The organism is Antrihabitans stalagmiti (assembly GCF_016482825.1).
Taxonomy (GTDB): domain Bacteria; phylum Actinomycetota; class Actinomycetes; order Mycobacteriales; family Mycobacteriaceae; genus Antrihabitans; species Antrihabitans stalagmiti.
The window spans coordinates 21,869-36,398 of record NZ_JAEMNV010000011.1 but is presented as its reverse complement, the minus strand read 5'-3'; the positions used below and the strand labels follow the sequence as shown (position 1 = coordinate 36,398).

The following is a 14,530-nucleotide window of genomic DNA, read 5'->3' as shown; positions in this document are numbered from 1 at the left end:
GCCGGTCACGCAGCAGGTTTCGGCCCATGCAGCGGTCGGCTGCAGCGGTTGATCCATCGCTGAGCATTGACCTGGCAAATGATCGCTTTCAAGCATGGGTGAGGAGCTGTTCCCACGTGGTGACAGATACCGGAACGCCTGGTCGGCTACGTCGACTGACGAAGGCAGCAATCCACGCAGACTCGGCGATCATGCAGGCCGATGGTCTTGCGACAACCGCGACCCAGATTCTCGACGACATCGCCGATATCGTCGACCGTCTCGACGTCACCCCCGATCGTCTCGACCAGCTGATCGTCGATTGCCGTCGTGAGGTTGCCGGTATCGGCAACACGCGGCGTGAAGTTCACGCTGTCGTCGAGTCGGTGCAGCGGATGGTCGACCTTGTCGAGTGGATGTTGACGCCGGCGTTCGTTGCGCGTGAGCAACTCGACCGCGCGGTCGGCGTGCTCACCGAGTTCCGCCACTCGCTCCGTATGAAGATCATCGGTTCGCCGCTGCCACCAGCGCCGCAGGTCGAACTCGCAGAGGTCCACCTCCTCGCAGGCTGACCGGTTCAACCCGACTTCCACAAACGAAGAACAGTGGCGGCGCCCGATGGGCGCCGCCACTGCTTGTTTCGAACGCCTACGTCGAGTGCGCAGGCTTGAACTGGCCACTCCGGTCGGCTTCCTCGGCCCGAATCACGTGCACAACAGCGTTGATGAGCGCCAGGTGTGTGAAGGCCTGCGGGAAGTTGCCGAGATGACGGCCTGTCTTGGTGTCGATCTCTTCCGCGTAGAGCTTGAGCGGACTTGCGTAACCGAGCAATCGCTCGCAGAGTCGTCTCGCTCTGTCGAGTTCACCGATCTCGACCAGTGCGGATACCAGCCAGAACGAGCAGATCGTGAACGTGCCCTCTTCGCCGGATAGTCCGTCGTCTGTCGTCTCGACTCGGTAGCGCAGAACGAGTCCGTCCTCGGTCAGTTCGTCGGCGATTGCGATAACCGTCGCTCTGACTCGTTTGTCGGTCGCGGGCAGGAATCGAAGCAGCGGTACGAGCAGCAACGATGCGTCGAGGGATTCGCTGCCGTAGGACTGGGTGAAGACTCCGCGGGAGTCGACGCCGTTTTCGAGGATGTCGGCTTTGATCTCCTCGGCCAGTTCCGCCCATTGCTCGGCGTACTTCTTCTCACCATGGAGTACGGCCAACTTGGCGCCACGATCCAGTGCTACCCAGCACATGACTTTCGACGACGTGAAGTGCTGCGGTTCGCCGCGGACCTCCCAGATACCGCGGTCGGGTTCGCGCCAATGCTTGACAGCTTCTTCGACCTGACGCTTGAGCAATGGCCACAGGGTCTCCGGCACCTGTTCCTTCGACCGCACGTGCAGGTACACCGAGTCGAGCATGGTTCCCCAGATGTCGTGCTGTTCCTGGTCGAAGGCACCGTTTCCTATCCGGACGGGCTTGGCGCCGTCGTATCCGGACAGATGACCTAGCTCCTCTTCGTGGAGCGTCCGTTCGCCGCCGACGCCGTACATGACCTGCAGCGGGTTGAGGTCGCCGTTGCTGCCCTGGCTGACGTCGGAGATGAAGGCGAAGAAGTCGTTGGCCTCGCGGTCGAGGCCGAGGGTGTAGAGACCCCACAGAGCGAAGGTCGAATCGCGGACCCACGCGTATCTGTAGTCCCAGTTACGTTCGCCGCCCGGGGTTTCGGGCAACGAGGTCGTCGAAGCGGCGAGCAGGGCGCCGGTTGGGGCGTAGGTGAGGCCCTTGAGGGTGAGAGCGCTGCGTTGCAGATAACCGCGCCACGGGTGATCGGGGAACCGGCCGATGGTGATCCACTGTCGCCAACACTCGGCCGTCTGCCACATCTTCTTTTCTGCTTCCGCGAAAGACTGCGGCGCAGGCAGGTCGGACCACGACAATGCGACGTAGACGTTATCGCCTTCCACCATGCGGGTGCGGGCGCGGGCTTCGCGGCCTTCCAGACCGATGCGAAGGTCCGTCGTCAAACGCAACGTCGGGTGATCGCCTTCCGCGCTCACTTCGCAGGTTGCAGTCGCTTCTTCGTAGACCTTGCCGGTGTACTCCCAGTTGGCGGGCAGTCGGTGGTAGTCGAAAGCAGGCTCGCAGCTCATCTCGAGTTCGACGACACCGCTCACGCACTTCACCGTGCGCAGCAGGATGTGTTCGGCATCCCAGTCCATCGGTGTGCGCTTGTGCGTCTTCGATCGTTCGTCGGTGTTGTGCCAGGGACCGAGGACGAGCGCGTCACGAACGATCAGCCAGCCGGTCTCGGTCTGCCACGTCGTCTCGACGATCAGACCGCCGGGCAGATACCGGCGGGCCGCAGGCACGTTCTGCCCGTACGGCCCGATCCGGAAATGTCCTGCGCTGCGGTCGAGCACGGCACCGAAGACGCTGGGGGAGTCCGGGCGTGGCACACACATCCACTCGACAGCGCCGTTGCGCGCGATCAAGCAGGTGACTTCGCAGTCGGACAGGAACGCGTAGTCGTCGATCGGCGGGAATGTACTGCGGTGCGGCGGAATGAGAGCAAGTGCCTTGCCCTCGGATTCCAGGCCGCTGGCCGCAGCACCGTTGCTACCTACGGAAAGGGACAAATCACCCGGATGAGCCAGGGATTCGGTCTCGGAGGGCTCGTCTGTTGGCGCCATTCGCACATCATCGCCGACGGATGTCCGTCGCCTGGCGCGAAACGCGTTTACACGTCGTTAAAAGTCGGTGCGGTCGGTGCCGGGTGCGGTGAACGATAGGCTGACGGCGTGGATCGTATTGCTGGTTGGTGGGACGAATTCGAACTGTGGATTGCGGGGTTGCCCTTCATCCCGCAGTTCATCTTGGTGATGGTGTTGACTGTTCCGCTGGCCTTGGCAATCGCAACCGGACTGGATCGTGGGCTCGACGCTCTGCTCCGTGTCCTCGGCCGTGGCTCGGATCAGTGATGCCGCGCTCACGTGTGACCTTGGCCCTGATGGCCCTTTTGCTTCTGGTGATAGTCGCCTGGCTGTTGACGCGATAGCTCAGTTGTCGTCGTTACGATCCCGATTGACGCGCCAGTCGGCTAGCTTGCTCGAGATGTTCGACACGACGTCGTTGATACCGTCGCCGACCGTCTGAGCTGCTGTGCCGAAATCGCGACCGACGTCGCGGACCGTGCGGATCAGCGGGTCTTCCGACTGATCGAACGACTCCTTGTAGCTGCGCGCCGCACCACGAATCTCGTCGCCGATCGAGGCTGACTTGTCGTCGGCTCGCAGTGGGTAGTCGCCCTCGAGAATGCGGCGGTATTCGCCGCTCTTCACCCACTTCCGCAATTCAGCTGCCCGCAACACCGAGAACGGGTGGGTCTGCAGCTCGAGATTGAGCAGTTTGAGGACGCCGTCGCGCAGATCGCCGGACGCCTCGTATTCGGCGGCCTGTTCCAGGAATGCGACTGTGTTCATCGATGCGAGCCGTGGTCCGCCCGCAAGTTTCATCTGGACACGGATAGCAGCGTCGGGATCCTGGCTGCAGAGCAGACCGGCGCGGTCGCCTGACAGCTCGGACTTGCGACTCCACTCCATCAGCGCTGCCACGATGGCGCGTAAAGCCCAGCCGCCCACCGGCATCCACCCGATACTGCCTGCAAGGCGCATCAGGTGAAGCAGGACGGTCCGGTAAACGGCATGCCCCGAAAGGGCATGGCCCAGTTCGTGACCGACGACGAACCGAAGCTCCTCGTAGTCCATCAGGTCGATCATCCCGGTCGTGAGCACGACGAACGGCGTGTCCATCCCGATGGTGAACGCATTCGGCTGCGGGTCTTGCAGTACGAAAAATTCCGGTGTCGTGCTCGCGTCCAGTATCGAGACACAGTCTTCACGCAGGTCGTGGATGCTTCTGAATTGCCGAGCATCGACTCGAACCGACGTCGCCAGATACATCAGGCGATGCTGACGCTCCCTGAACAACCCGGACAGGGTTTTGAGGACGGTGTCGAAACCCGAAAGCGACCTCAGCGTCACCAACGCGGTCCGATCCGCGGGATGCTCCCACGCGCGCGAGCTGATTCCCGGCAACCGCGTCCGCGTCCGATCAGGACTCTCAGCCATGTTTCCCCCGTCGTTGTGACCCCCGACATACCCCGGCATGCACCGAATCCCAGCCTAGCTCGTCGATTCGAGGCGTCGACCGTGCTCTGCTAAAGTCTGCCGCGTGTCTGCTGACGTCGTAGGTAAGGTCCGCCATCGTTTGGCGTTGATCGCTATCGGCATGCTTGCAGTCGCTGACGTCGACTGTCGCTGACCCTTCCGCGTCGCGCGCCTCGGCCGGTGAATCCATTCCCGCGCCTGCTCTGACTTCGCCCAGTTTTGCGTGCGCACATGTGCGGCAACCTGCGCCGTGCCCGTTCGGGGCACTTCGCACACCAGTCCTTTTTGAATCAGCTCCAATGAATTCGGCTCCAACGAAACGGCTATGAAAGGCTCAATTTCCATGAGACGCAGTTCTCGTTACTTCGCTACCGCTCTGGCAACGATCGGTGCGGTCGCCCTCACTGCGTGCAGCGGCGGTGCCAGTGACACGGTCGGCGCCGACGGTGGTTCGGGCGACGGCAGCGGTGGCACCATCAACCTCTTCGCCTACGCGGTGCCGAAGGTTGGCTTCGACAAGGTCATCCCGGCCTTCAACGCCACCGAAGAGGGCAAGAACGTGACGTTCCAGCAGTCCTACGGTGCCTCCGGGGACCAGTCCCGCAAGGTGAAGGACGGCGCCGAGGCGGACGTCGTGAACTTCTCGGTCGAACCCGACGTCACCAGGCTCGTCGACGCAGGGCTCGTCGAGGCGAATTGGAACGAAGACGCCAACAAGGGTGTTCCGTTCGGATCGGTTGTGACGATCGTCGTTCGCAAGGGCAACCCGAAGAACATCAAGACGTGGGACGACCTGCTGCAGCCCGGCCTCGAGGTGGTCACCCCGAACCCGTTCAGCTCGGGCTCGGCCAAGTGGAACCTGCTCGCCCCGTACGCGGACAAGAGCGAAGGTGGCAAGAACCCGCAGGCAGGCCTGGACTACCTGTCCAAGCTGGTCGGCGAGCACGTCAAGGTGCAGCCGAAGTCGGGTCGTGAAGCGACCGAGACGTTCCTGCAGGGGACGGGCGACGTGCTGCTCAGCTACGAGAACGAAGCACTTTTCGCCGAGCGCAACGGCGATCCCGTCGAGCACGTGACGCCGGCAACGACCTTCAAGATCGAGAATCCGGTCGCTGTCATCAAGACCAGCAAGAACCTCGAAAAGGCCAAGGCGTTCAAGGACTTCCTCTACACCAAGGAAGGCCAGCAGGCGTGGGCACAGGCAGGATTCCGCCCGGTCGATCCGGCCGTCGCGGAAGAATTCGCCGCAGACTTCCCGACCCCGGAGAAGCTCTGGACGATCGCCGATCTCGGTGGCTGGAAGACGGTCGACACGGAGCTGTTCGCCAAGGACACCGGTTCGATCGCCGTGATCTACGACGCGGCGACGAAGTAGTCGGTCGGCTGTAGCACGGGATCAGCTGTGACAAACATCGATCGAACGGCGACGGAGTCCGGCGCGAACGCGCCGGGCTCCGGCCCCGCCGTCATCAAATCTCCCGGGTCACCCGGCGGCGGGAAACCGCGCCGCGTCTTGTTCAAGGTGACCGGCACCGTCGGACCCCTCGGCATCGCGGTCGCGATGTTGTGGCTCAGCGTCATCGTCCTGTTGCCGCTCGCGGCGTTGACGGTGACGTCGTTCGAAGAGGGCATCGGCGGATTCTGGGACGCGGTCACCGCTCCCGTCGCTCTTGCTGCGCTGCGGGTCACGATCGGTGTCTCGATCGTCGTGGCGCTGATCAACGTCGTGATGGGCACACTCATCGCTTGGGTGCTGGTGCGCGACGAGTTCCCGGGTAAGCGAATTGTCAACGCGCTCATCGACTTACCGTTCGCGCTGCCGACGATCGTGGCGAGCATCGTGCTGCTTTCGCTCTACGGTCCGGAAAGTCCGATCGACATTCATCTGAATGCGACCAAGCCCGGTCTTGTCGTCGCATTGACCTTCGTGACGCTGCCCTTCGTCGTTCGGTCCGTCCAGCCCGTGCTGATCGAAGCCGACCGGGAAGTCGAAGAGGCGGCGGCGTCGCTCGGCGCCGACAACTGGACGACCTTCCGCAAGGTGCTGTTGCCGACCTTGGCGCCTGCCATCATCAGCGGCGCCGGTCTCGCGTTTGCGCGCGCTATCGGCGAGTACGGATCGGTTGTCCTGATCGGTGGCAACATCCCGCGACTGACCCAGGTGACGTCGCAGCACATTCAGCAGCAGATCGAGATCGACCGACCGTTGAACGCCGCTGCTGAATCGGTCGCGTTGCTCGCGGTCGCATTCGTCACACTGTTGCTGCTGCGGGTGTTCGCCGAGCGGAGCCTTCGGAAAGAACAGGCGGCACCGTGAACATCTCCACGAAATCTCGCATCACGATGCGCGTCATCGCGCTCGGATATCTGTTCATCCTGCTGCTGTTGCCGATCGGCCTGATCCTGTTTCGGACGTTCGAGCGCGGTATCGGTGCGTTCATCGACTCGATCAGCACGCCTGCCGCCATTTCCGCGTTCAACCTGTCGCTGCTGATCGTGGCGATCGTCGTTCCGATCAACGTCGTCTTCGGGATCGTGACGGCGTTGGCGCTCGTCCGCGGTCGATTCCCAGGGCGAGGAATCGTGCAGGGGATCGTCGACCTGCCGTTCGCAGTGTCGCCCATCGTCGTCGGCGTATCGCTGATCCTGCTGTGGGGTGTGAACGGCTGGTTCGGAGGCATCGAAAGCCTCGGGTTCAAGGTGATCTTCGGCTTGCCAGGAATGGTGATCGCGACGATCTTCGTCACGTTGCCGTTCGTCGTTCGCGAGGTCGAACCGGTCCTGCACGAGATCGGCGACGATCAGGAGCAGGCAGCGGCAACGCTCGGTGCCAATACCTGGCAGACCTTCTGGCGTATCACCCTGCCCGCCATTCGGTGGGGCCTGACCTACGGCGTCGTGCTGACCGTCGCACGCTCGCTGGGTGAGTTCGGCGCTGTCATCATGGTGTCGTCGGGCTTCCCCGGCGTCTCGCAAACGTTGACGTTGCTCGTGCACTCGCGCTACATCGACGACCACAACACCTTCGGCGCCTACTCGGCGGCGACGTTGCTGATGGGAATCGCGTTGATAGTGCTGTTGGCGATGACCGCCTTGGACCGCAAGAGGAGTACCAAATGATCACCGTTACCGGTGCGAACAAGCACTACGGGAGCTTTGCGGCACTCGACGACGTGACGTTGGATATCCCGTCCGGCTCGCTGACCGCCCTGCTCGGACCGTCCGGTTCCGGCAAGTCGACGCTGTTGCGCTCGATCGCCGGTCTCGAGTCGCTCGACAGCGGTGTCGTGATCATCGCCGACAAGGACGTCACTCGGGTGCCGCCGCAGAAGCGCGACATCGGCTTCGTCTTCCAGCACTACGCGGCGTTCAAGCACATGACGGTGCGCGACAACGTGGCCTTCGGCCTCAAGATTCGCAAGCGCCCGAAGAACGAGGTCAACAAGCGGGTCGACGAACTGCTGAAGATCGTCGGCCTGGCCGGATTTCAGCACCGCTATCCAGCGCAGCTTTCAGGCGGACAGCGGCAGCGGATGGCGCTGGCCCGTGCGCTCGCCGTCGATCCGCAGGTCCTGCTGCTCGACGAGCCGTTCGGTGCGCTCGACGCGAAAGTCCGAGCCGACCTGAGGACATGGCTGCGCCGACTGCACGAGGAAGTGCACGTCACCACGGTGCTGGTTACACACGATCAACAGGAGGCGCTCGACGTCGCCGACCGGATCGCCGTGCTGAACAAAGGGCGGATCGAACAGGTCGGCACACCGGAGGACCTCTACGACCGTCCCGCCAACGAGTTCGTCATGTCGTTCCTCGGCGAGGTCGCGAAGCTCAATGGGCACCTGGTCCGTCCGCACGACATTCGTCTCGGCCGGGATCCGAGCATGGCACTGGTCGAGCACGAAGGTACGCAACATTCGGCAGGTGTCACCCGTGCGACGGTCGAGCGAGTCGTCTATCTGGGATTCGAAGTCCGTGTCGAGCTACGTAACGAAGCGACGGGCGATCTGTTCTCCGCGCAGGTGACGCGCGGCGACAGCGAGGCCTTGGGTCTGCGCGACGGCGAGACGGTCTACGCACGGGCGACTCGTATTCCGAAGTTGCCAGAGCGGGTAGCCGACGCCGCCGGCGATTCGGCGCCCGACGAAACGTTGTCGCTGTCGAAGTGACAACTCCTGACTGAGTAGACAATCGGGCCTGCAGTCGAATTACTCGACCACAGGCCCGATTTCGCAGGTCAGCTCGAAAGCTGACGCGGTATCAGACCACGACTCGCTGCGCGGCAACGGCAGCTGTCAAGGCGTCGGCAAGGACCGGGCCTAGTACTTCGAGCGCGGCCGGTGTCATCATTTCGCCGTGCCGCACGGGAACGTCGATGTTGGTGATGCGGCCTGCGACGTACGGCTGCCAGGTGGCAGCGGCGTCGGCAGCGGTCGGGTGATCGCGGGCAGCGCTGAAGAAGGTGACATCGCCGTCGAAACGGGCGGGCCTGTGATGGGCCATCGCCACGGCGGAGTCGAGCGCGCAACTCAGTAGCCGTCGAACCTGACCGGACTCGAGACCGCCGAGTTCCTCGACGTCGGTCCCTGCCTGCTCGATGGTGACGCCGAACTGTCGTGCCGTGGCAGCGACGTCGGCGCGGACGACCTCGGGATCGGTCTCCCGCACCGAGTCGACCAACGTCAACGATGCGACCTCGGCACCTGCGGCCTGCAGCTTGGCTGCGATCGCGTGTGCGATGACACCACCGAGCGACCAGCCCATCAGCTGATAGGGCCCACGCGGTTGGATGCGTCGAATCTCGGTGACGTAGCGAGCCGCGAGCGCGTCGATCGAGGTGGTCGACGCACTGGCCTCGAGGATCGCGGGGGATTGCAGACCGTAGACCTGGTGGGTTCGCCCCACGTAGGGAACGAGGCCCGCGTATGCCCACGCGAGTCCGCTGATCGGGTGGATGCAGAACAGCGGTGGCCGGTTCGACGGCTGTCCCAACGGGACGACGATCCGAAGCATGGCGGCATCGTCGTCGGCACCCTGCCAGTCGCAGACGCGCGCAGCAAGATCGCCGACCGTGCGGTGGCTGAAGAACCACTGCAACGCGACTTCGGTCCCGAGGGCGCGGCTGAGCCGCCGGCGCGCCTGAGCGGCCAACAGCGAGTGCCCGCCGAGTTCGAAGAAGTCGTCGTCGAGACCGACCTGCTCGCGACCGAGCAGTTCGGCGAAAACCGCTGCGACGGTTTGCTCTACGAGGGTCTGCGGCGCGCGATACGGCGTCGTCTGCACACCCGGCGCCGGTAGTGCGTTGCGATCGAGTTTGCCGTGTGCGGTCAACGGGAGTTCGTCGAGAATGACCGATGCGGACGGCACCATGTGCGGCGGGAGTTCACGTGCGAGCCGCGACCGCAGGCCTGACGCCTCGATGCTCGAGCCCGCTGTCGGCACGACGTACCCGACGAGCTGATCGCCCGAACGCTCCGTGTGGTGGGTGACGACGGCGACCTGCGCCACGTCTGTCAAGCGCAGCAACGTCTGTTCGATCTCGCCGAGCTCGATGCGGAATCCGTGCACCTTCACCTGGCAGTCCGAGCGACCGACGTATTCCAGTTCGCCTGCGCTCGACCACGATACGACGTCGCCGGTCCGATACAGGCGACTGCCTGCAGGTCCGTAGGGGTTTGCGACGTACCGTTCCGCGGTCAGGAACGGGCGGCCGTAGTAGCCGCGCGCGAGCTGGCTACCGCCGAGGTAGAGCTCGCCCGCGACGCCTGCCGGAACGGGATTGAGCCGCGAGTCGAGGACGAACACCTGGGTGTTCCACTCGGGAGCGCCGATCGGAACGGCGGTGTCGTCGGTGTCCGACACGATGTGCGAAGTGACCGACACCGCGGCTTCGGTCGGTCCGTACAGGTTGACGAGGGTTCCGTCGTTGCGCGCCCGGAAGCGTTGCGCGAGAGCGGCAGGCATCGTTTCGCCGATGACGAGGACGTTGCGCAGCGACGAGGAGAGCAGGCCGTCGGAGTCGATCAGCAATGCGTCGAGCATGGTGGGTACGGCATGCAGCACGGTGATGTGGTGACGATCGATCACCGCGTTGAGGTAGGACGGATCCCGTTGCATCCCTTGGGCTGCGAGCACCATCCGGCCACCCGAGGTGATCGCGGACCAGTATTCCCACACCGAAAGATCGAAGGTGGCAGCGGTTTTGACGAGAACCGCATCGGAGGAGTCGAGTTCGTACTCCGCGCGCTTCCACTGCAACTGGTTGACGATTGCTCCGTGGGAGATCGCGACGCCCTTGGGTCGACCTGTCGACCCCGACGTGAACACCACGTAGGCAAGGGATTCCGGTCCGAGCGTGCCGATGCGGTCGACGTCGAGGACGGGGCTGTCGGCGTAGGCCGAGGTGTCGAGTAGATCGAGGAGGACCGTACGAATCCCGCTCGGGGGAGCGAAGTCGTCGGCCGAGGTGGTGAGCACGCAGACCGGTTCGACGGTTGCGAGCTGGTAGTCGATTCGTTGGCGCGGCTGGTCGGTGGCGAGTGGGACGTACGCGCCACCTGCTTTGGTCACGGCGTACATGGCGACGACGAGTTCCTCGCCGCGGCCGAGCGCGAGGCCGACGGTCGACTCCGGGCCGACGCCGATCTCGATGAGATATCTGGCGAGTGAATTGACCTTGCGATCGAGTTCGGAGTAGGTGAGCGTTCGCGGTTCTGCATCGACGGTATCCGCCACCACCGCAACAGCATTCGGTGTTGCCGCAACCTGATCGTCCAACAGTGTGACCAGCGTCGCCGAGCGATCGGTCGCACGTTCGGTGCTGTTCCATTCGACCAGCGAGCGGTGGCGTTCGGTGTCGTCCATGAGGTCGATGTGCCCGACCGGTGCGCCGGCGTCGGCCACTACCGCTGCGAGAATACGTCGGTAGCGTTCGCCGAACTCGACGACTGTGCTCTCGTCGAACAGGTCTGTGGCGTAGGAGAATTCGAGTTCGATGGAACTGGGTTCGCCGGCCGCGTCGTGCAGGTCGGCGACGGTGAGTTGCAGGTCCGTCTTCGCGAGATGTGCATCGAGGTCGATCGGCGCGACCGCAAGACCGGGGAGTTCGACGCTCTTCACAGCGAAGTTCTGGAACGAGAAGCCGATCTGATACAGCGGATTGCGGTTGGTGCTTCGAGCCGGCTTGAGTGCCTCGACGAGTCGCTCGAACGGAACGTCGGCGTGGGCATATGCCTGGAGATCGGTTTCTCGAACCCGTGCGAGGAGATCGTCGAAACTCTCACCCCCGTCGACGACGGTCCGCAGAACCAGGGTGTTGACGAACATGCCGATCAGCTCGTCGAGCGCTTCTTCGCCACGACCTGCGATGGGTGTGCCTACCGCAACGTCGTCGACGCCGGACATCCGCGCAAGCAGAACGGCGAAGGCCGAATGCATAACCATGAAGAGGGTTGCGCCCGAACCCTTTGCGAGCGTGAGTAGTTGCCGGTGTAGCTCGTCGTCCAACGAGAACCGAACGGCTGCTCCGCGGAACGATTGCCTGGTCCCGCGCGGTCGATCGGACGGCAGGTCGAGCTGTTGCGGCAGGTCCGCGAGCGCGGACTTCCAGTACTCGATCTGCCGGGTGGTCAGCGAATCGGGATCGTCGTCTGCTCCGAGAGCTTCTCGTTGCCAGAGTGCGTAGTCCGCGTACTGAATGCTCAGCGGCGTCCACTGCGGGGCCGTGTTCTGCGCCCGGAAGGCGTATGCGACCGCGAGGTCGTTCGCGAACGGGGCGATCGACGAGCCGTCGGCGGCGATGTGATGCACGACGAATGCGGCGACATGATCTGCACCGACGCGAAACACGTTGACCTGCAGCGGTATGTGCATCGACACGTCGAAGCTGTGCCCTGCGACCGTGAGCAACCGGGCTGTCAGGTCGGCTTCCGGAACATCTTCGACCTCGATCGTCGGAACAGCTTCTGCCGCAGGCACTATGACCTGGTAGGGACCGGAGTCGTCACCGGGATAGTAGGTGCGGAGCGATTCGTGGCGCGCGACCACGTCGGCAACGGCAGCCCGGAATGCCTCGATGTCCAGTTGGCCGGTGATGCGCAACGCGATCGGGATGTTGTCGACCGCCGATGCTGTGTCGAACTGGTTCAGGAACCAATACCGTTGCTGCGCATAGGAAAGTGGCAGGCGGTCGGGCCTCGTGCGGGCGGTCAGCTGTGGTGTCCCGCCGGACTTCAGCGGTGCGACCGCTGCTGCCATCGCCGTCACGGTCGGTGCTTCGAACAGCACACGTGCGGGAATGGAGGTGCCGAGCGCAGACCCCAGCCTGGTCGCAACCTGTGTTGCGTTGAGGGAGTTGCCGCCGAGTTCGAAGAAGTCGTCGTCGCGCCCGACCCGGTCGCTGCCGAGTACCTGGCCGAAGATCGTCGCGACAAGTTCCTCGAGCGGTGACTGCGGGGCGTGGTACCTGCGCTGCTCGAATGCCGGTCGGGGCAAGGCAGTTCGATCGAGTTTCCCGACCGGCGTCAGCGGAATGCTGTCGAGGACCAAGATCGCTGCGGGGACCATATGGGCAGGAAGCGTGCGAGCGACGAAATCTGCCAACTTGGCCGGGTCGACTTCGGCGCCATCGGAGGCAAGTACGTACGACGCGAGAATTGTTGCGCCGACCGCACTGTCGGCACGGTCCTGCTGTGCCCACGCGCGTGTGACGGCGAATTGCACACTGGGATGGGCGGTGAGTGCGGTATCGATCTCGCCGAGTTCGATCCGGAAGCCGCGCACCTTGACCTGATGGTCGTTGCGTCCGAGGTATTCGAGTTCGCCCGATTCGGTCTGCCGCACGATGTCGCCGGTGCGGTACAGACGGTCACCGGGGTTGCCGAACGGATTGGCGACGAACCGCTGCGCGGTGAGTCCCGGTCGTGCGTGGTAACCGCGAGCGAGCTGAACCCCCGACAGGTACAGCTCGCCCGCGACGCCGACCGGCACCGGATGCAGGCGAGCATCGAGAACGCTCGCTCGCATCTCCCTGATGGCGGATCCGATCGTGATCGCCTCGCCGGGGCGCAGCGGACTGCTGATGTTGCTCATGATCGTGGTCTCGGTGGGTCCGTAGCCGTTGTGGAAGGCCCTTGGTTTGTTGTCCGCCGGCGTCGCCTGCGCGCCGATCGGGACCGACCAGCGTGCGACGAGTTCCGGTGGGCACGCTTCGCCGCCCGCGATGACGACTCGGAGGTCGTCCAGGCCGGTCGGGTCCACCGACGCCAGTGCCGCAGGTGTGATGAATGCGTGGGTCACTCGTTCCCGACGTAGCAGGTCGGCGAGTTCGGTGCCGCCGTAGACGTCGGTCCCGACGATGATCATCGTCGCGCCGGCGCCGACCGCGAGGAGGAGTTCCAACATCGAGGCGTCGAAGGACGGTGACGCGAAGTGCAGGGTTCGGTCGGCAGCCGTGACGCCGTAGCGTTCGCGCTGCTCGTCGCAGAACGTCGCAAGACCCGCGTGCGTGACGGTGACGCCTTTCGGCTTACCGGTCGAACCCGAGGTGTAGATGACGTACGCGGGATGCTCGGCACGAAGCGGCGCGAGTCGGTCGCTGTAGGAGACGGCTTCGGCCGACATGGTTGCCAGTTCTGCTTCCAACGCCGGGTCGTCGAGAACCAGCCAGCCGACACCGGCAGGCAGTGAGTCGAGGCTCGCCTCGACGGTCACACCGACGCGGACGCGGGAATCTTCGACCATGTGCGCGACCCGCTCGGCCGGGTAGTTCGGGTCGACCGGTACAAATCCGGCGCCCGACTTGGCCACGGCCCACACCGCGACGACGGATTCGATCGACCGCGGGATGCCGATCGCAACGAGGTTCTCGGGCCCGACCCCACGCTCGATGAGGACACGAGCGAGACGCGAAGACCAGCGATCGAGTTCGGCGTAGGAGACGTTGCGCCCCGCCATAGAGAGCGCGATTGCTGCTGGATCTGTTTCGACAGCGGATGCAAGCAGTTGCGGCAGGGTGACGGTACGGGTGCGACCGCGACGGACAGGCCTCGGGCGGCGTCCGCCTGCGTTTTCACGTCGACGTGGCCCCTCCATGGGAGGGGTTGGCGTGTGGTGCGCTGAAGCGGCCCCGGGTTCGAGCGTCATAGATGTCACTCCTGTTGCTGGCAAATGTGTCGACCTATGTGTCGGGCATCGATCGACTACGTCATCGTTGAACGTCGAGTGGCTTTGTCTGAATATGGGCACAGATCTGGTCGTTGGGGAATTTACCTCATTTATGCCGTCGCTAAACATCGCTCGTTTTTGTGGGTCCGGTAATTGAATAACGAAGGTTGTCTTACCAGCACTGGGTAGTATTCGAAGTAGGTTCTCGACCTACCGTCTCGGCACGTGT

At 63.8% G+C, this 14,530-nt stretch carries 10 protein-coding genes; 7 read left to right on the top strand and 3 right to left on the bottom strand.

From position 1 onward, the window contains the following. Positions 1–116 precede the first annotated feature (116 nt). Entirely contained in the window at positions 117–551 is a 435-nt protein-coding gene (locus JGU71_RS25775) for a hypothetical protein (protein ID WP_199707725.1), read from the top strand. 76 nt (positions 552–627) lie between these two features. Here JGU71_RS25775 and JGU71_RS25770 read toward each other — a convergent pair whose 3' ends face one another. Continuing rightward, on the bottom strand, positions 628–2,664 hold the full coding sequence (locus tag JGU71_RS25770) for a glycoside hydrolase family 15 protein (protein ID WP_199707724.1): 2,037 nt from the start codon (positions 2,662–2,664) through the stop codon (positions 628–630). Between the two features lie 108 nt (positions 2,665–2,772). On the opposite strand from JGU71_RS25770, the gene JGU71_RS25765 reads away from it, so the two are divergent. Further along, positions 2,773–2,952: a hypothetical protein gene (locus tag JGU71_RS25765; protein WP_199707723.1), complete on the top strand. Its 180-nt coding sequence runs from the start codon at positions 2,773–2,775 to the stop codon at positions 2,950–2,952. Between the two features lie 78 nt (positions 2,953–3,030). Here JGU71_RS25765 and JGU71_RS25760 read toward each other — a convergent pair whose 3' ends face one another. After that, positions 3,031–4,101 carry a M48 family metallopeptidase gene (locus tag JGU71_RS25760; protein ID WP_199707722.1) on the bottom strand — a complete coding sequence of 357 codons (1,071 nt, stop codon included), beginning with the start codon at positions 4,099–4,101 and terminating at the stop codon, positions 3,031–3,033. A 103-nt stretch (positions 4,102–4,204) separates the two neighbouring features. On the opposite strand from JGU71_RS25760, the gene JGU71_RS30625 reads away from it, so the two are divergent. The 5 genes from JGU71_RS30625 to JGU71_RS25740 all read left to right on the top strand — a co-directional run bounded on the left by JGU71_RS30625 (position 4,205) and on the right by JGU71_RS25740 (position 8,306). Continuing rightward, on the top strand, positions 4,205–4,294 hold the full coding sequence (locus JGU71_RS30625; protein ID WP_372433229.1) for an Ms4533A family Cys-rich leader peptide: 90 nt from the start codon (positions 4,205–4,207) through the stop codon (positions 4,292–4,294). Positions 4,295–4,483: 189 nt separating this feature from the next. After that, positions 4,484–5,515: a sulfate ABC transporter substrate-binding protein gene (locus JGU71_RS25755; RefSeq protein ID WP_199707721.1), complete on the top strand. Its 1,032-nt coding sequence runs from the start codon at positions 4,484–4,486 to the stop codon at positions 5,513–5,515. A gap of 36 nt (positions 5,516–5,551) precedes the next feature. Then, positions 5,552–6,457, top strand: coding sequence for a sulfate ABC transporter permease subunit CysT (cysT, locus tag JGU71_RS25750; RefSeq protein ID WP_372433236.1), 906 nt, complete (start codon positions 5,552–5,554; stop codon positions 6,455–6,457). Further along, positions 6,454–7,260, top strand: coding sequence for a sulfate ABC transporter permease subunit CysW (cysW, locus tag JGU71_RS25745; protein WP_199707720.1), 807 nt, complete (start codon positions 6,454–6,456; stop codon positions 7,258–7,260). The genes cysT and cysW overlap by 4 nt, the downstream gene beginning before the upstream one ends. Further along, the gene (locus tag JGU71_RS25740) at positions 7,257–8,306 is read left to right on the top strand and encodes a sulfate/molybdate ABC transporter ATP-binding protein (RefSeq protein WP_199707718.1); all 1,050 of its coding nucleotides are present in this window, start codon (positions 7,257–7,259) and stop codon (positions 8,304–8,306) included. Before cysW ends, JGU71_RS25740 begins: the two co-directional genes overlap by 4 nt. A 91-nt stretch (positions 8,307–8,397) precedes the next feature. Here JGU71_RS25740 and JGU71_RS25735 read toward each other — a convergent pair whose 3' ends face one another. Continuing rightward, positions 8,398–14,280 carry a non-ribosomal peptide synthetase gene (locus tag JGU71_RS25735; protein ID WP_233530110.1) on the bottom strand — a complete coding sequence of 1,961 codons (5,883 nt, stop codon included), beginning with the start codon at positions 14,278–14,280 and terminating at the stop codon, positions 8,398–8,400. Positions 14,281–14,530 lie beyond the last annotated feature (250 nt).